Here is a 17,606-nt window from a genome sequence, read left to right as displayed (position 1 = left end):
CGCTTCGCTATCGCGTGGGCTTGAGGTGGAACGCGCCGCAGCCCGGAAACGTGATCTTGCCGGCGAAGAGTGAGCCGTCGGTCGCGATTTCGCCCTCCATGCTGACCATGACGTAGTCCTCGGGCTGCACGATCCAGCGGCTCGGATCGAAGCGCACGCGGCGGGTCTCCGGCTCGTAGGTGCCGGAGATGAGGTAGGAGCCGGCCGCGCCCGAAGGGGCGTGGTGGAAGTCGAAGACCGCCCGCACGACACGGCCGCGGACGTCGACGATGCGGAGCGCGAGGCCGGTATTTCCCTGCACGCAGTCGTAATCGCCGACCCAGGTGCGCGAGCGCTGGAAGGGGTTTTCCCCGGGGAACTCGCGCGGGACCCAGCCGTCGTCTTCCTGGGTGACGATCTCGGGCGCGGGGGCGCCCTCGGGCTGGTTGACGATGATGTAAATGGCCGTGGGCTCGGCGGGCACGGCGACCTCCGCCGGATCGGGAGGCAGCGGCGCCGAGGCGCGGACGTAGTGCGGTCCGCCCCCGCATCCGAGGGCGGACAAGGCCCCGACGAGGAGCGCCCCCCAGGCGGCACCGAACGACTTCGCGACCCTTTGCTCGGACGAGCTCAAGAACATCGTCTCCTCCCCGGCTCGAGTGCCTTCGTGATGACCCGCGGCGGCCGGCCGCAGGGGGGAGAATAGCGCGTTTTCCCGGAAAGCACGTGCATTTCGCGCGTTCCTCGGAGGGCCGTCACCCTGGACATGATCCCGCGCGTGCCGCCGGAGGTCCTGACGGCATTTCCCGAAACCCCTTCGGTGAAACGTGAGGTGCAGGGTTCCGCGAGCCGGGGTACAGATCACACGCCATGGATCTCCTTCTATTCCGACACGGCGAGGCCGTGGAGAACGCTCCCGGACTCGGTGACGCAGGCAGATGGCTGACGGCAAAAGGCCGCAGGGTGACGCGAAAAGTCGCGCGCTGGCTCGATGATCGATCGTCGCGCAGGCCGACCGCGATCTGGACCTCGAGCCTGGTGCGCTCGGTGCAGACGGCGGAGATCCTCGCGGCAGAGATCGGGCTGGAGGAGGAAATCCTCGTGCGGCCCGAGCTCGCGCCGAGCGGGGATCTCTCGGATCTGGTGCGGCTCATCGAGGCCCACCGAGGCCGCGGGCCGCTCGCGCTCGTGGGCCACGAGCCAGGTTTGTCGATGCTCGCGCGGAACCTGCTCGGCGACGTGACCTGGCCCGGGATCAAGAAGAGCGGGGTCGCAGCGATCCGGTTCACGCCAGCCGAGGGCCAGGACGGGCGGCGCGAGGCGAGCTTCCGGTTCCTGCTCCAGCCGAAGGGGCTCGAGGTCGTGCGCTCGCTCGACGTGATCTCGCTCGAAGAGACGGCCCCGCAGCAGCCCGCGGCTTAGCGCACGCTCTTCGCCGCCGCTTCGAGGACGTCGACGTCGCGTACGCCGTCGGCCTCGGCGCGGTAGGAGAGGACGATGCGGTGGCGGAGCGCGGGCACGAGCATGGCGCGCACGTCATCGACGTCCGCGGCGGCCTCGCCGCGCAGGGCGGCGCGCGCCTTGGCGGCGAGGACGAGGGCCTGGCTGCCGCGCGGGCCGGCGCCGTAACGCACGTACTCCTTGACCTCGCGCGCGACCTTGCCCGCCGTGGGGCGCGTGGCCCGGCAGAGCGAGACGGCCAGGGAGACGGCCTCGTCCGTGACCGGAATGCGCGGGACGAGCTTGCCGATCGCGCGCACGTCGGCGGCGTGGAGGACGGGCTCGATCTGCGGAGCCTTGCCGCTCGTGGTGCGGCGCGCGACCTCGCGCTCCTCTTCTTCGCTCGGGTAATCGACGTGGATCTCCAGGAGGAAGCGGTCGAGCTGGGCCTCGGGCAGGGGGTAGGTGCCCTCCTGCTCGATCGGATTGCGGGTCGCGAACACCTGGAAGGGATCCGGGAGCGGGTGCGTCGCGGCGCCGACCGTGACCTTGCGCTCCTGCATCGCTTCGAGGAGCGCGGCCTGGGTCTTCGGCGGCGTGCGGTTGATCTCGTCGGCCAGGATCAGGTTGTGGAAGATCGGGCCGGGCATGAAGCGCAGCGTGCGGCTTCCGTGCTGCTCGTGGAGGACGTCGGTGCCGGTGATGTCCGCCGGCAAGAGGTCGGGCGTGAACTGGACGCGGCCGAACGAGAGGTCGAGGGCACGAGCCAGGGAGGCCACGAGCAGGGTCTTGGCGAGGCCCGGGACGCCGACGAGCAGGGCGTGGCCCCGCGCCGCCAGGGTGACGAGCATGGATTCGACGACCGCGTCCTGGCCGACGACGGCCTGGGCCACGGCGGTGCGGAGGCGCTTGGCAGCGGCCTCGGTCTTTTCGAGCAGCTCGGCGTCGGAGAGTTCGGCCTCGCCGGTGTCGGTCGTCGCGTCGGTAGACATGCGGGGCTGGCCTCGTACCGCGAGCGTCGTGCCCGAGCAAGGCTTCCGGAACTTCCCATGATCCGTCCGGGCCCAACTGTGTGACAATCATCGTGATGCCCCCGAAGCAGGAGCCTCGCGAAAAAGAGCCGCGGGAGGTCGCCGCGTTCGCCGTGCCGCCGCCGCCCCTCGTCCCCGCCGAGGCGGAAGAGGGCCGGGAAGCCAAGGACTTTGCCGAGGAGCCCTCGAAAGAGCGGGAGCGTCCGCCGGAACGGCCGTCGAGCCCGGGAAAACGAAACGGGAACGGGAACGGGAACGGTTCGGCGAAAGGGCAGGTCGCGGAGCACGCCGCGACGGCGCCGCTCGAGTCGCTGAGCCTTCGTGACGATCCGATCCCGTCGGTGCCGCCGCCGCCCGCGGCCGGGCCCTGGCGCTCGTACAAGGAGATCCTGGCGAAGCTCTCGCAGCGCGTGCTGGAGGCGCAGCGGCCGATCCGGATCCTGCAGGCGCTGCGCTGGGAGTCGGCGGTGGAGGAGCAGTTTCTCCGGGGCAAGCAGCGTGATCTGCCGAAGGTGACGTACGCCTCGGACCTCGGCTTCGACGCGGACGCGAAGATCGCCGAGCTCGAGGAGATCCTGCGCGACGCGGAGCGCGAGCTCGGGAAGAACGACAGGCTCGGGCAGATCCTGCGGCAAACCGCGGCGGAGTACCGCGACGTCGTGCGGATGCTGAAGTCGCGCGGGAAGCGGGATTTTTACAAGCTGTCGCGGGTGCTCTACGGGTCGCCGAAGGACAAGCTGCCCGACGGTCAAACGAGCGTGCGCGACATGGGGATCGTGCTCTACGACGTGCTCACGGCGATCGGAGGCGAGAAGCTCGGGCCCCCGGAGCGGCGCGAGATCACGGCCGAGATGGCGGCGATGGAGCTGAACGCGCGCTTCGATCGGTTCTTCGGGAGCGCGGCGATCCGCGTGCAGGTGGACGACTCGATCCTCGCGGACGCGGCGGCCGGCAGCGACTACGTGAAGATCCGGAGCGGCGCGACGTTCTCGACGCGGGACATCGACATCCTCGAGGCGCACGAGGGCTGGGTGCACGTGGCGACGAACCTGAACGGGCAGGCGCAGCCCGTGGCGCGCTGGCTCGGTAAGGGTCCGCCGCGGACGACGGCGGTGCAGGAGGGGCTCGCGGCGCTGGTCGAGATCTTCACGTTCCGGTCGTCGCCGCGGCGCGCGAAGAAGCTGAACGATCGGATCCTCGCCGTCGACAAGGCCGAGGACGGCGCGAGCTTCCTCGACGTGTTCGAGTGGTACCGGACCGAGGGGTACGAGGAAGACGAGTGCTTCCAGAACGCGCGCCGCGTCTTCCGCGGCGGGCTGCTCGAAGGCGGCGGGCCGTTCACGAAGGACGCCTGTTACTGCAAGGGGATCGTGCTCAACTACGCGTTCATGCGGGCCGCGATCCAGCAGGACAAGGCCGCGCTGATCCCGTTCTTGTTCGTGGGAAAGGTGGCGCACGAGGACGTGCCGGTGCTCTACGCCCACGTCACCGACGGAATCGTGAAGCCGCCGCCGTACCTGCCGCCGCTCTTCGACGACATGAACGGGCTCGCGATCTGGATGTGTTACTCGTCCTTCTTCTCACGGCTCGGGGCCACGGCGATCGCCGAGCACTACAGCAAGGTGATGGCGCTGTAGCGCGGCGCGATACGGCATAAAGCCGCGGCCCTGTCAAGAAAAAAGGACAGGACATGGGAACGCGGACGATGATGTACGGGGTGAGCGTGGCGCTTCTTTGCGTCGCGCTCGTTGGGTGTGGAGAAGGCAGCGGGACGGGAGGCACGGCCGGCGCGGGTGCGTCGAGCACGGGCACGGGCGGCGCCGGCGGCAGCGGGGGCGACGGCGGCGGCGGGATGGGCGGCGAAGGCGGCGCCGGCGGCGCGCCCGTGGACAAGGCGAAAGATTGCGCCGACACGTTCGGCGACGCGCTCACGAGCGCGTTCGGGCGCGTCGATGGAACGGTGCTCGCCATCGTCAAGCCGACCGATACGCAATGCGCCATGCCGAACGACGACCACGTGGTCGTGCAGGTCATGATGGACGGCCAGGCGTATCGGATGGTGGTGAACGTGCTGTCGAGCTTCGGGGATCCGAACGTGGGATACCTCGAAACCACGCACGTGATGCCCGGCCCGGCGTGGGAGGAAGGCTGGCATACCGGAGTTTCCCTCGATTATGTAAACGACCTCGGGGTGCAGGCGGAAGAATTCACGGCGTACGACATGCCCACGCTTTCGGACATGATCGCCGACGTGATCCCGCTCGGCGAGAAGGTCAGCGTGTACGCCCACAGCTCGGGCGGGGCGAGCGCGCACAAGGTGCATCGGAACACCGCGGCCCAGGATGGAGTCATCGTGCTCGATCCGGAGGGCGCAGCGCCGAAAATGCTGCTCTTCCGATTCTCGAACCAGATATTTTGAGACTGTCTCCGCGCCCGCGCCGCGCGGCCCTGAAAACGTGGCCCGCGCGGCGCGGGAGGGGCATCGGCACGGCCCGTAGGGGCCCTCCCATGAGGCTTTTCCCTGTGTCGGGCGAACGCCCACGGCGTGTGTTCCATCGACGGACCGCTCGACGTCCGAGCGCCCGCGCCGAATGAATTCGCTTGGGGTCGGACCTTTGCGCGAGCGGACACATCGATGTGTGTTCTTTTTCGCGTAGGTACGACCTCATCGAACAGGAAACAGGGGGAGGATCGTATGAAGAACGTGTCGAGGATCGTTGCGCTGATCCTGTCCGCGTCGGCCGGCGTTTGGCTGACCGGTTGCGCGGCCGAGCTCGGTGATGCGAACGAGGATACCGATTCCGCGCTCGCCAACGTGCACGAGGGCAAGGGCATCACCAAGGGGCATCTCGGCGGCGGCCAGGCGGGGATCTCGGGCATCTCGAAGGAGCGGGGTCTGGGCGGCGGCCAATTCGAGGGCGGCATGCTCGGCAAGGGCGCGCGGGTCTCGGGCGGCACGCAGACGGAAGAGCGCGGGCTCGGCGGTCAGATCGGCGGCGGTCAGGTCGGCGGTCAGGCCGGCGGCCAGGCCGGCGGTCAGGCCGGCGGTCAGGCCGGCGGTCAGGCCGGCGGTCAGGTTGGCGGCCGGATTGGCGGGCAGGTCGGCGGCCAGGCCGGCGGTCAGCTCGGCGGGCAGGTCGGCGGGCAGGTCGGCGGCCAGATCGGCGGCCAGGAGAGGTTCGAGGAAAACCAGGCGCTCGACAGCGAGGGGCAGGGCGCGGATCTGGGCCTCCGCCACGAGGAGAGCGCGGGTCAGGCCGCGGAAGAGGGCGATACGGCGTCGTCGCAAGAGGCGCTCTCGACGCAGTGGTGGGGCTGGTACGGCCCCGGGTGGCGTGGTGGCTGGTACGGCCCCGGGTGGCGTGGTGGCTGGGGCTGGGGCGGCTGGCGTCGGCCCTGGGGCGGCTGGGGCGGCTGGGGCGGCTGGGGCGGTTGCGGCGGCTACTGGGGCGGCTACGGCAGCCTTTGCTGGTGAGAGCTCGGGATCTCGCCGAACCGAGCGCATGACGTGACCTTACGGGCCCGGTTGGACTTCTCGGAGTTCGATCGGGCCTGTTTCATTTTCACGCTCCACCATTTCCAAGCAAATGAGCCTGCTCCGTACCTCGTCTTTTTCGAGCCCGCGGGGCGACACGCGTCCCGCACGTTCCAGTGCCGAGACCGCTCGACGTCGGACCGCCCCGGCCAAAGGAATTCGCTTGTGGTCGGAGCCTCTCGCCGAATGCGAACGGATTGCTGTTCGCGGCGAGGGAGGAAGGCCGCTGCGAAGTGGAAACAGGGGGAGGTTCGTATGAAGAACGTGTCGAAGATCGCGGCGCTGATTCTCTCGGTGTCCGCGGGCGTCTGGATGACGGGTTGCGCGGCCGAGATCGGGGATCTCGACGAGACGGAGAGCGCGCTCGCGAACGTGGAGAAGGGCGCGGGGATCACCAAGGGGCACATCAGCGGAACGTCGGAGATCTCGACGGGCCAGGGCACCCAGCTCGGCGAGAACCTGCCCATGGGCGGCCAGGTCCTGCGCGGCATGCTCGGCAAGGGCCTGGAGAAGGGGCTCGGCAAGGGCTTCGAGCAGAACCTCGGCAAGGGCTTCGAGCAGAACCTCGGTAAGGGGCTCGGCAAGGGCCTCGCGCAGGGCCTCGGCAAGGGCTTCAGCAAGGCCGCCCCGATCCCGGCGCAGGAGAAGGCCGCGGAGCAGCCGGCGCTCGGGCAGGCAGAGGAGAGCGGGCAGGTCGCGGGTGCGGAGAGCATCGAAGAGAGCCAGGTGCCGGGCCACGAGGAGATCGCGGGCCAGACGGCCGCCGGTGAGGGAGAGCTCAGCCTGGCCGAGGAATCGACCGGCGAGTCGCAGGAAGCGCTCTCGAACCAGTGGTACGGCCGTCACCGGTACTACGGCGGCTACTACGGCCGTTACCCGTACTACGGCGGCTACTACGGCCGCTACCCGTACTACGGCGGCTACTACGGCCGCTACCCGTACTACGGCGGGTACTATGGCCGCTACCCGTACTACGGCGGCTACTACGGCCGTTACCCGTACTACGGCGGCTACTACGGCCGCTACCCGTACTACCGTCATCACCGCCGTTACTGGTGAGCGGCCAGGTGGCTCTGACGCATTGACTTCGTGACGTGAACGTACGGGCCCGGTCGGTCTCCTCGGAGGCCGATCGGGCCCGGTTCCTTTCGTCCATCCCCTTTGCGACCGCTTCCGTCCCCGGTCCGCGTCCGCCGCCCTCTCCACCCGCGCCCGCCCTTCCTTCCTTTCCCCTTCCGCTCCCGTCCGCCCCGGTGGCATCATCCTCCCCGTGAGGATCTGCCCCGCGTGCTCGCGCGAGTACCCCGATGCGCGCTCGCATTGTCAGGATGACGGGATCAAGCTCGTCAGCCTGGACAAGACGGCGGCGCTGCGGGCCGAGCAGCTCGTCGGGCAGCTCGTCGACGGGCGCTACCGCATCGAGCGCGTCCTCGGCCACGGCGGCATGGGCACGATCTACGCCTGCCGGCACGTGGTCGTCGGCAAAGCGTTCGCGATGAAGGTGCTGCGTCCGCCGCGCAGCGGGCAAAACGAGGGCGTGCTCGCGCGCTTCATCCGCGAGGCGCAGACGGCGAACGCGCTGAAGAGCCGGCACATCATCGAGACGACGGACTTCGGCCAGCTCGCCGACGGCCCGTTCTACGTGGTGATGGAGCTGCTCGAAGGCTTCGATCTCGCGCGCGCGATGCGCGAGTCGAGGCTCGGTCCAGCGCAGCTCCTGCACGTGTTCATCCAGATCGCCGACACGCTCGAGCTCGTGCACGCGCACGGGATCGTCCACCGCGATCTGAAGCCGGACAACGTGTTCCTCGTGCAGGAGAACGGCGATCCGCTGTTCGTGAAGCTCCTCGACTTCGGGATCGCGAAGGTGCTGCACAGCGGTTCGTCGGAGCTGACCGAGGAGGGGATGATCCTCGGCACGCCGCACTACATGGCGCCCGAGCAGGCGCGCAGCGAGAGCGTGGATCACCGCGCCGACGTGTACTCGCTCGGCGTGATGATGTACCGCGCCTTCACAGGGAGGCTGCCGTTCACCGCGGAGTCGACGATCGGCGTGATCACGCGGCACGCGATGGAAGCGCCGGAGCCGCCGAGCCGGTTCTGCGCGATGGACGGGCTGCTCGAAGCCGTGATCCTGCGCTGCATGGCGAAGCGGCCCGAGGAGCGGCCGCAACGCATGGCCGAGGTGTCGCGGGAGCTGCGCGCGCTCGCGATGAAGTCGTCAGGCCAAGGCTGGCCCGTCCCGAACCCCCAAGGTCAGGCGCAGGCGTCCTACGCGACCGGGAACTACGCGCGGATCTCGACGGGCAACGTGCCCATGCCGATGCCCGCAGCGACGCCGAGCCAGGCGCCGCCGCCGATGGGGGAGAGCGGCGCGACGCAGCGCGGGTTCGTCACGTCCGCCACGGGGATGACGAAGGCGCCGCCGAAGCGCAACGCAGCCGTGCTCGTGTCCCTCGTGGTCGCAGCGCTCGCGATGAGCGGGATCGGCGCGGTGCTCGCGTTCGCCGTGATGCGCGGAGGCCGAAGCTCGCAAGAGAGCGCGAGCGCGTCGAGCGCCGAGGCGCCCGCCCCGAGCGCGAGCGTGATCCCGGCGTCGCCGCCGCAAGCGCTCGCCACGACGGCGACGACCGAGCCGACGACGCCGCCCGCGACCTCCGCCGCGTCTGCACCGACGTCGACGCCCACGACGACGCCCGCGGCCACACAGACGCAGGCGCGCACGACATCACCGGGGCCCGCTCGTACGGCAGCGCCGCCGCCCACGACCACCAGCAAAACGGGCCGCAGGTCGGAGATCCGGAGTCCCTTCGAATGATCCGTCGCTCCATGCCGCTCGTCGCGGCGTCGCTCCTCGGTTTGTCCTTCCTCGTCGCGAGCCCCGAGGCCTCGGCCCAGGCGAAGAAGCCAGCGCCGTCCGCGCCAGCGGCGAAGAAGAAGCCGCCGAACAAGAACGATCCGAAGCTCGTCGAGGCCAAGCGCCTGTTCCAGCAGGGCGAGGATCTCTACACGAAGGGCGACTACGAGAAGGCGATCGAGGTGTGGGAAATGTCCTACGAGCTCTCGCAGCGAGAGCTGATCCTCGAGAGCATCGCGAACGCCTACGAGCGGCTCGGGAAGGCCGAGAAGGCGCGCGAATACCTCGGCCGCTGGCGTGAAGCCGCGCCGCCAGAGGAGCACGCAGATCTCGACGCGCGGCTCGCGAAGCTCGACGAGCGCATCGCGAAGGAGAAGGCAGACAAGGACGCGAAGGAGAAGTCCGAGAAGGCCGAGAAGGACAAACGCGACGCCGACGAGCGAGCGAAGCGCGAAGGCGGCAAGATCTTCATGCCAGGCGTGATCCTCGCGGCCGTAGGCGGGGCCGTGGCGATCGGCGGCGGCGTGCTCGACATCCTGGCCGCAGCGAAAAGGCCCGACGAGTCGGTCGTGTGTGGAAAGACGGCGGATGGTCGGCAGCTCTGTCGTTCGTCAGCGCAGGACGACATCGAGTCGTCGAACACGTTCGCCACGGTCGGCGACATCATGCTGATCGGCGGAGGCGTAGCGGCAGCGGTAGGCGTGGTGCTCGTGGTGACGCAGAGCGGCGGGAAAAAGGGCGCGGAAGAGAAGAAGACCGCCGTCGCACCGTGGTTCTTGCCAGGCGGCGGCGGCATCGTGGCGGGCGGGTCGTTCTAGCAGGCTGAGCTGGAGCGCTTCGCCGGGGCGCTGCCCCGGGCCCCGCGGGGGCTATCCGCCCCTCGACCCGGACCAGGGCAAGCCCTGGACCTCAGGTGGAAAAACTGCGCGATGCGCAGTTTTTCCAGCGGGCCGGTGGCAAGACCGCGGAGGTCGGTTTCAAGCTGGAACCGTCAGCGCTGCGGTCTCGGCTGGCAACGTCGTCGCCTGTCTTGACCTGGCGCGTTCGATGAACTGCGCATCGCGCAGTTCATCGACCCCGAGTCCAGCGCTTGCGCTGGTCCGGGTCCAGGGGCGGATAGCCCCGGTGGGGTCTGGGGCAAAGCCCCAGCGAATCCGCGTCGGCCTCGGCGCCGTCGACGCGCATTTGTCAAGCCAATTTCCCCGGCTCCTGCGTTGACGCGCATACATCGTGGACGCATTGAATACGTGTGATCGCGCGATGTGGAATGCGCGCCGCGTAGGGGGCGCAGCCGCGATCGCGCCGGAAAGGGGGGAATCATGCGATTCATCAGGCCCATGACGTTTGCGTTCGCGCTGGCGACTAGCGGTGTTTTCGTGATGCCGTCGGCGACGGCGCGGGCTGATATCATCATCCCGCCCTCCAGCAACTATGCCCTCGGCGCTGACTTCGCTTCCAGTGCCAGGCCTGGCCTGGCGGGCGCTGAAATTCGCAGCCTTCATTTCCTCAGCCCGCTCTTGCGAACGAGCATCGTGGGAGGCGGGACCTACATCGCCGAGGTGGGTGACATCATCACGTCCGTCAATGATCGGCCGGTCTTGGACCAGTACGGGCTTGCCCGCAGGTTGCAAGGCCTGTCCAGCGGCACGAAGGTGAAGCTGGGCATCGTCGACGTGCGTACGGGCAAGACCGTGAAGGTCTGGGTGACACTCCGCTAGCAGCCTGTGGACTTATCTGCTGCGCGCCCCGAATCGTCGGTCGACATCGCTCGAAATCCTTCAGGATTCCTCGCTCCGTCGCCCTAGCTTCGGGGCGCTCGCGACGATGATTCCACAGGCTGCTAGTCCCCTTGGAAGGTGTTCCACAGGCGTCGCGAGTGAAACCCCATGCGCCTGTGCATCGACCGCATCGCGGTCGATGCATCAAAGGTCCAGCGCTTGCGCTGGTCCGGGTCGAGGGGCGGACAGCCCCTCGTCGGGTCCGGGGTGAAACCCCGGCGCTACGCCATGGAACACCTCTCCGCCGTCACCTCGAACCTGGTAGCTCGATCCGCGGCAAGACTGCGTCGGCTTCGGCGAGACGTTTGGCGACGGCGCGTGCGGCTTCCTCGACGCCTGGATCACGCGGGGCTTTGCGCAGGAGCTCCGTGAAGGCGCGGCGTGACTCGGCGATGCCGATGAGCGAGCCTTTTTCGAGGTTCAGCGCGATCGAGTCGCCGAGCAGACCGAAGGCGTCGCGGAAGCGGCCGCTTGCGGCGAGGACCTCGCTCATCGCGGCGGCTGAGCGTGCGAGACCCACGATGTCGCCGAGCTTCTGGCCGAGCTCGAGGGAGGCGGACAGACGCTCGGCGGCGCGGTCGAGGCGACCCTTCTTGTGCTCGAGGCGGCCGAGCGTCTCCCATACGCGTGCGAGCTCGCGGGCGGCGCCGAGACGCTTGTAGGTGCGCTCGGCGGCGAGCGCGTGATCGATGCCCATGTTGAGGGCGTCGACTTCGCGGCCGGGGCGCGGCGGGACGGTCAGCGGGATGCGCGCGAGCAGGTGATCCGTCTCGGCGAGCTCGAGGATGGCGACGGGATCGTTCGGCGCGCGTTGCTCGAAGACGTTGCGCGACTCCGTGAGGAGGTGGACGGCGCGCACGGGGTCGCCCATGCGGACGTAGACGGCGGCCTGGTCGTTGAGGAGACGCGCGGCGCCGAGGGCGTCGCCGGCGTCGAGCAGGGCGCGGCTCTCGCGGGAGAGCTCGGCCTCGGCGCGCTCGAGGGAGCGCATGTCGCCGAGGTCGTAGCAGACGCTCGCGATGAGGACGGCGATCTCGGTGCGCAGCTCGGCGGGGCCGGCGTCGCCGAGGGCGGCGCGTGCGGCGTCGAGCGCGGCGAGGGCGCGGCGCAGGGTGAAGGCGGGATCGGGGCCTGCGGCTTGCCACTGGAGGCGGCCGAGATCGACGAGGAGGCGGACGCGGAGGACGCGACGCTCGCGCGTGGGCGGGAGGTTTTCGAGGAGGGCGAGGGCGCGGCTGCCGTGGGCGAGGGCCTGGGTGAAGGCGCCTCTTGCGGCGGCCTTCTCGGCGGCGGCGCGATATCGCTCGATGCTGGCTTCGATCTCGCCGGCGGCGGCGAGGTGTCCGGCGGCGCGCGCGTCGTCGCCGCGTGGAGGGGGCGCGGGGGCGCGGGGGGGATCGGGCGGGGGCTGCGGAGGATCCGGCGGGGCGGCGCGTACGGGCTCGGGGCGGATCGCGGGCGTGGCGGGTGCGGGTGCGGGGCTGCCGATCCAGGCGAACGCGGGGCCGTCGGCGGTGTCGGCGGCGGCGGTGTCCGTGGGGGCTCCGGTCGGGGCGGGTTCGTCGTCGGCCGCGGTTGGGGCTTCGGGCTCGGGCTCGCGGGCCTCGGCTTTGTCGAAGAGGTCCGCGTACGGCGGAGCGCCCGGAGTGCGCGCGGGCCGTTCCGGCGCAGGTGCGGGAGCGCCGTCGGCAGCGGTCGCGGCAGCGGCGTCGGCAGCGGGCGCGGCAGCGGGCGCGGCAGCGGCATCGGCAGCGGACGCGGCCGCGATCACCGGCTCTGCGGGTGCTTCGGCGATCGGCGCTTCCGGGACGATCTCCTCCTCCGTTTTCAGCATCGAGGCGAGCATCCGGTGCCATGCGTTCGAGAGCGACGGCAGCGTCGAGCTCGTCAGCGCCGCGAGCACTGGCTCGGGCAGGTGGAAGCGACCTTCGCCGCGGTCTTCCAGCGGCACACCGAGATCGGCTGCGCGTTGCAGCACGTCGAGCACGTCGAGCGGGCTCTTTCCGACGAGCGCCGACACGAGCCCCACCTCGAAGCCCGAGCCCACCGTCGCCCCGGCGCGCAGGACGCGCAGCACGTCCGCGGGCAGATCGCGCAGCGTGAACGCGGCGGGGGGCGGCTCGGGCGACGTGGCTTCGGCGGCTTCGACGGCTTCGGCGGCGGGACGCACGATTGCCTCGCGCCCCTCGGCCGTGGCGAGCGCATCGAGCAGCGAGGCGGCCGTGCCCGTGGGCTCGGCGCGGAAACAGAGCAGGAGCGGGAGTTTCAGCCAGCCGCTCCGCATGACGAGCAGGCGCAGCGCTTCGAGCGTGGGTGCGTCGGCGGCGTCGACGGCCTCGAAGACGAGCACCGCGGGGCGACCGCTCTCCACGGCGAAGCGGTTCGCGAGCTCGACGAGCTCGGCGCCTTCGGCCTGGCCGGGCATCTCGCCGAGGAGCCGGCGCCTGAGGCCCGAGACGACGCGATCACGGGCCTCTGCGAAGAGCGGCTGCGATGCGCCGAGAAGGCGCTCGAGCTTGGCGCGCGCGTCGGCGAGCGGACCGAGCGTCGTTTGCGGGACGTCGCAACGGACGCGCACGACGCAGGCGCCGAGCGACGCGGGCGGCTCGGGGGGCGCGGCCCCGACGAGGGCCGTGTGTTTTCCTTGGGCCAAACGTTGCCAGAGCTCTTCGGAAGGGACGGGGTTCATCGGCATCAGCGGGACCTCTCGGAGAGAGCGAAGGATTCAGGTGGCGAATGTCAAGCGATTTGTTCGGGTCTGCGGGTGGTGGCGGGCGGAACCGGCGTCTGCTTGACGCCCTCCCGCCTTGCCCGGTAGCGTCGTTTGACAGGGTACACATCATTCGATCCCTCGACCCGAGAGATGGGGAGTTTTCCTTGAACGAAATGTGCTCCGCGAGCTCGGCTCCGTCGTCGACATACCTGGGTCGCCTCAAGCGCGCGGCTTCGATGCTCTTCATCGCCGCGATGCCCGTGCTCGGGCTCGGGGCCATTGCGGGTTGCGCCTGGAAACCCACGATCCTCCGCGCGGATCCCGCGTTGACCTCCAAGGACCTCGTCACGGGCAGGATCACGATCATGCCCGTGAAGTTCGACACCGAGAAGGTGGGCCCAAGGGAGCGCTCCCTGATGGCCGCGCAATTCATTCGCGCGACCCGGCAGAATCGCCAGGACATCCCGATCGCGAGCAACGCCGAGCATGATCGGGCTCTCCAGGGGGCGCTCGCGGAGGAGGCCAAGTTCCTGCGTGTCTACGAGGAGGGGGGCACCGACCCGAGCCGGCTCGCCGAGCTCAAGAGCGCCCTCGACGCGCGATACTTCGTCCTGTCGCGTCTGCATTACGAGCAGGCGGTGCACGGCGCGGGGAGCATGGGGGGCAATACCGTCGAATCCACGCTCTCGGGGAAGGTTTCGCTCGTGGATACGACGACGGGGGCCGTCGTGTGGGAGGGAGAATTCTCCAGCACGCGGAGCGGCGTCGATACCCAGGTGGATCCTCACCCCTCCGCGCACGCGTTACCGTTTTTCTCGACGTTCGTCCGCGCCTGGCCCGCGCAGCCCTGACAGGGCGTGATGCCTCCGCAGGGGGCGGGAGTGGCACGCGAGATGCCCAAACACCCTGCGGACGGCCCCCCGTTCCCTTTGGGGGCTCCCCGAAGACGATGCCGGCCGCGGGGCCCCGTCTTTGGGGGCTCCCCGAAGACGCTGCCGGCCGCCGGGACCTGGCTTTGGGGCTTCCCCAAAGACGCTGCGGACCGCCGGGACCTGGCTTTGGGGCGTCCCCAAAGACGCTGCCGGCCGCCGGGACCTGGCTTTGGGGCTTCCCCAAAGACGCTGCCGGCCGCCGGGACCTGGCTTTGGGACCTCCCCAAAGACGCTGCCGGCCGCCGGGACCTGGCTTTGGGGCCTCCCCAAAGACGCTGCCGACCGCGGGGACCTGGCTTTGGGGCCTCCCCATGACCATCCGGAGTGCCCGGACCTCACTTCGGGTCGTCGTCGAGGGCGAGCTCTTCGTCCGGTGATAGGGGGAGACGTGGCGCCCGCTGCCTCTGGGCCCCGTTGGGGCAAAGAGTGCTCGAAGACCCCCGCCGCGGCCTGGCGGCGGGGGGCGGACCCGCGCAAGATGCGTGAGCAATTTTACGACGCCAAATCTACTTTCATTTCGGGGTGATGCCAGCTTATGAATCCCATCGCACCGTCCGTGCCCACTCTTCAGCCATACACCTACGTAGAGTAGTCGTCATTTGCATTGGGACCATGAGGCGACCCTCTGCGAGGTGGGGTCGTCGATGCTGGGTAGGCGCATGGTGTGGTTCTGGCTGGCGACCTGCGCCTTGGGCGCCGCCCCAGGAGCTGTTTCCCTGGGAAAATTTCCATATCGCGCCCATCGAACGATCGTGCGTGGGCAGCGATGTTTTGTGTGGAGAACGAATATGTCGAATTTGCCTAAATTGCTTGGATCCGTCGCGCTGCTCGCCCTCCTGGGCGGTTGCACGATCGAGGCCGCCGACTCGGAAGAGACCCAGACCGAGACCGAGGACGTCGGCATCTCGGAGCAGGAGATCCGGAACGGCCTGTGGGCGCCTCTCCCCAGCGCGGATGGGAATGTGGACATCACGGTAGAGAGAAACGTCGGCGGCCTGCTCTACCGCAAGAGAGGCACGGGAATGCTGCTGGGCCCGAGATGGGTCTTGACTGCCGGGCATGTTGTTGATGCCAGCGATATTGGTGGCGCTCCGACTCAAATTTCAGTGACGTGGGGCCACGTGACGGATCCGAGCGCGCCCACGCGCATCTGGCAAAACGTCTACATTCACCCGAGCCACACGACCGGGGGTGCTACGTCGCCCACGCAGCCGGCCGACGTGGACGTGGCGCTGATTCACCTCTCGACTGCGTTCAGCGGCGCTGTGACACGCTCGATCAGCACGGCGGCGACGTCGACGCTCGCGGGCACGACCTTGAGTTGCTGCGGTTACGGGTGGACGGCGGAGGTGGCCGGATCCCACGGGATTCTGCACTGCGGGGCCATGCCCGTTTCCGCGACCAACACGAATTACGTGACGCTCATCCCGAATGCGCTCAGCCAGATCCCACTGCAGGGAGACTCCGGCACTTCCTGCATCGACGTCTTCGGAGGGGCGGGCGTATCTGGGGTCGTGACCGCAGTCTCCGGGTCTCCCGTCAACGCCGGGTATGTCGTCCCGGCCGACCGATTCAGGACCTGGGTACAGACCACCATGACCACTGTCGGGCCGTAACGGCGGCGCCGGCGGCAATGCAAGCTGCTGCAGCAGCGCCTGCCGGTGCGCTCGCGGCGGTGGAGACGGCCGCTCCGCTCTCGAGTTCCTGCCCCAAACGCGCCGTGCTATCCATGAACGACGTATCGTACAGGCTGCCGGTGACAGAAACCGTAGGGTTCTCATGAAAGCTCGCTCCGCAATCGGCTCGATTCTCCTCTTGCTGGGCGCCGCCGCCTGCGGCGCGCGCGTGGCATCGCCTGGCCCGGCGCAGGGCCCTGCGGCCGCGCAGGGGCCTGCGCCGGGCTCGACCTCCTCGGGTCCGGCTGCACCTCCTCCCGTTTCGCCGACCGCCGCGGCGCCCGTGACGGACGGCGGCGCTGCCCCGGAGTCGGGGGCAGCCGCGTCCCAGGCGCCGCCCGCAAAGGAGCCGCCGGCGCCTCCGACCGAGGAAGAGAAAGCGGCCGCGAACGCCCCGCCTTGTACGCACCGATCCCTCGTGCTGGTCGAGTCGCTGGTCGTCGAGGTGCAGGACGCGTCGACGGAGAGGTCGCTCTGCGACGCAATGGTGACGTTGACGAGCCCGCAGGGGAAAGAGATTCTCAGGCAACCTCGACGGCCTGGGGACTGCAAGTCCTCCTGGGTCGTCGATTCTGCGGGCAACTACACCTTGCGCGCGTCGCACCCTGGTTATGCGCCGCGAAGCAAGACGGTGCTCATCGAGCAGAAAAACTGCGTCTTCCAGGCGCCAGGCTTCAGGCTCCCGCTGGAGCCATTGAAGCAGACACCGCCGGCAGGGACCGGCGGCAAGTGAGACTCGGCAAGGATTGCGGCAGCGAATGACTTCTTCCCCTGTCGGGTGAAAGTCCAGGGGCCGCTCCGCAATCCAGTCGTTTGCCTCGATCCGTACGGGGCCGCTCATGGCTTCACGTATCCGGCGGCCTGCAGCAGAAGGTCACGGCTTGCCCAGGGTTTTCCTTCACGTATCCGATCGGCAAACCTAGGATAGTTTGCCGAGGAGCTGCGTGCGCATGTCGTCGAGCATCGCGCCGAGTCGCTCCGCCGCTGCTTCGACGGTTGCGCGATCCGGCGGCTCGGGCCTCTCGAATGCGTCTCGCACCGTGACGGCCAGGATGTCCGCCTGTTGCTCCAGCGTGGGCACCTCGTGCGACGGCAGCTTGGTGAGCAGAAAGGAACCCGACAGGATTGCCTCGATGGCATGTGCCTGATCGGCGAGCGGGCGATCCACACGCATCAGCCCGTGATCCCGCAAGGCCTGCAAGATGCCGGTGAGGAGCGTCGTGAGCCCGAGGACGCGGGCCAAGGACGGCGCCAATCGGTCCGGCGCCAGCGCGCCCAGGATATCGGCTTCCTCTCCGAGAATGGCCCTGGCGAGCGGGCGCCCCGTGTGGAGCAGGAACATCGAGCGAAACATCCGGTGCGGCAGCACCATCATCGGCTCCGCTCGAATTTCGTGGAGCTGCGCGTCGAGGATGGCAGCTACCTCCCGGCGCAGCAGATCCATGAAGAGCGCCTCCTTCGATTTCCAGTGGAGGTAGATGGTGCCCTTCCCTACACGAGCACGACGCGCGATGTCGTCGATCGTGACCCGCTTGTAGCCCCAACTGAGGAGCAGCTCCTGGGCCACCGCGAGGATCCGCTCCGCGCGCGCTCGGTGCTGCTCGTCTTCGTACGCCGCCATCGCGCCCTACTCTACAGCGGCCGTCGACCGATGACCAACACCGG

At 69.1% G+C, this 17,606-nt stretch carries 15 protein-coding genes; 11 read left to right on the top strand and 4 right to left on the bottom strand.

The features are described 5' to 3' along the window. Window positions 1-7: 7 nt before the first annotated feature. Window positions 8-619: a hypothetical protein gene (locus tag QHF84_RS40555; RefSeq protein ID WP_281318941.1), complete on the bottom strand. Its 612-nt coding sequence runs from the start codon at window positions 617-619 to the stop codon at window positions 8-10. Window positions 620-849: 230 nt separating this feature from the next. Here QHF84_RS40555 and QHF84_RS40550 point away from each other — a divergent pair, with 230 nt between their 5' ends. Continuing rightward, window positions 850-1,401 carry a histidine phosphatase family protein gene (locus QHF84_RS40550; RefSeq protein WP_281318940.1) on the top strand — a complete coding sequence of 184 codons (552 nt, stop codon included), beginning with the start codon at window positions 850-852 and terminating at the stop codon, window positions 1,399-1,401. On the opposite strand, the gene QHF84_RS40545 is transcribed toward QHF84_RS40550, so the two are convergent. Next, window positions 1,398-2,411: an AAA family ATPase gene (locus tag QHF84_RS40545; RefSeq protein ID WP_281318939.1), complete on the bottom strand. Its 1,014-nt coding sequence runs from the start codon at window positions 2,409-2,411 to the stop codon at window positions 1,398-1,400. The genes QHF84_RS40550 and QHF84_RS40545 overlap by 4 nt on opposite strands. A 95-nt stretch (window positions 2,412-2,506) precedes the next feature. Between QHF84_RS40545 and QHF84_RS40540 the strand changes: the two genes are divergently transcribed. From QHF84_RS40540 to QHF84_RS40510, 7 genes are all read left to right on the top strand, one after another. Continuing rightward, window positions 2,507-4,087 carry a flavohemoglobin expression-modulating QEGLA motif protein gene (locus tag QHF84_RS40540; RefSeq protein WP_281318938.1) on the top strand — a complete coding sequence of 527 codons (1,581 nt, stop codon included), beginning with the start codon at window positions 2,507-2,509 and terminating at the stop codon, window positions 4,085-4,087. A gap of 53 nt (window positions 4,088-4,140) precedes the next feature. Continuing rightward, on the top strand, window positions 4,141-4,869 hold the full coding sequence (locus QHF84_RS40535) for a hypothetical protein (protein ID WP_281318937.1): 729 nt from the start codon (window positions 4,141-4,143) through the stop codon (window positions 4,867-4,869). A gap of 285 nt (window positions 4,870-5,154) precedes the next feature. Continuing rightward, window positions 5,155-5,925, top strand: coding sequence for a hypothetical protein (locus QHF84_RS40530; RefSeq protein WP_281318936.1), 771 nt, complete (start codon window positions 5,155-5,157; stop codon window positions 5,923-5,925). A 315-nt stretch (window positions 5,926-6,240) separates the two neighbouring features. After that, window positions 6,241-7,044: a hypothetical protein gene (locus QHF84_RS40525; protein ID WP_281318935.1), complete on the top strand. Its 804-nt coding sequence runs from the start codon at window positions 6,241-6,243 to the stop codon at window positions 7,042-7,044. 211 nt (window positions 7,045-7,255) lie between these two features. Further along, window positions 7,256-8,803 (top strand): serine/threonine-protein kinase, encoded by a 1,548-nt coding sequence (locus QHF84_RS40520; protein ID WP_281318934.1) that lies wholly within the window; start codon window positions 7,256-7,258, stop codon window positions 8,801-8,803. After that, complete coding sequence (locus QHF84_RS40515; RefSeq protein WP_281318933.1) at window positions 8,800-9,660, top strand: hypothetical protein; 861 nt, start codon at window positions 8,800-8,802, stop codon at window positions 9,658-9,660. Before QHF84_RS40520 ends, QHF84_RS40515 begins: the two co-directional genes overlap by 4 nt. Window positions 9,661-10,161: 501 nt before the next feature. Continuing rightward, complete coding sequence (locus QHF84_RS40510) at window positions 10,162-10,560, top strand: hypothetical protein (protein WP_281318932.1); 399 nt, start codon at window positions 10,162-10,164, stop codon at window positions 10,558-10,560. 307 nt (window positions 10,561-10,867) lie between these two features. Here QHF84_RS40510 and QHF84_RS40505 read toward each other — a convergent pair whose 3' ends face one another. Beyond that, window positions 10,868-13,315 carry a tetratricopeptide repeat protein gene (locus QHF84_RS40505; RefSeq protein WP_281318931.1) on the bottom strand — a complete coding sequence of 816 codons (2,448 nt, stop codon included), beginning with the start codon at window positions 13,313-13,315 and terminating at the stop codon, window positions 10,868-10,870. Between the two features lie 182 nt (window positions 13,316-13,497). Here QHF84_RS40505 and QHF84_RS40500 point away from each other — a divergent pair, with 182 nt between their 5' ends. The 3 genes from QHF84_RS40500 to QHF84_RS40490 all read left to right on the top strand — a co-directional run bounded on the left by QHF84_RS40500 (window position 13,498) and on the right by QHF84_RS40490 (window position 16,674). After that, entirely contained in the window at window positions 13,498-14,184 is a 687-nt protein-coding gene (locus tag QHF84_RS40500; RefSeq protein ID WP_281318930.1) for a hypothetical protein, read from the top strand. An 869-nt stretch (window positions 14,185-15,053) separates the two neighbouring features. After that, window positions 15,054-15,881: a trypsin-like serine protease gene (locus tag QHF84_RS40495; protein ID WP_281318929.1), complete on the top strand. Its 828-nt coding sequence runs from the start codon at window positions 15,054-15,056 to the stop codon at window positions 15,879-15,881. Between the two features lie 163 nt (window positions 15,882-16,044). Continuing rightward, complete coding sequence (locus QHF84_RS40490) at window positions 16,045-16,674, top strand: hypothetical protein (RefSeq protein ID WP_281318928.1); 630 nt, start codon at window positions 16,045-16,047, stop codon at window positions 16,672-16,674. A 186-nt stretch (window positions 16,675-16,860) separates the two neighbouring features. Here the strand turns inward: QHF84_RS40490 and QHF84_RS40485 are convergent, their stop codons facing one another. Further along, window positions 16,861-17,562, bottom strand: coding sequence for a TetR/AcrR family transcriptional regulator (locus QHF84_RS40485; protein WP_281318927.1), 702 nt, complete (start codon window positions 17,560-17,562; stop codon window positions 16,861-16,863). Window positions 17,563-17,606: the final 44 nt, after the last annotated feature.

This window comes from Polyangium sp. y55x31 (assembly GCF_029946505.1).
Classification (GTDB): domain Bacteria; phylum Myxococcota_A; class Polyangia; order Polyangiales; family Polyangiaceae; genus Polyangium.
The sequence above is the reverse complement of the archived record's forward strand: the minus strand, read 5'-3'. Positions and strand labels throughout refer to the sequence as shown.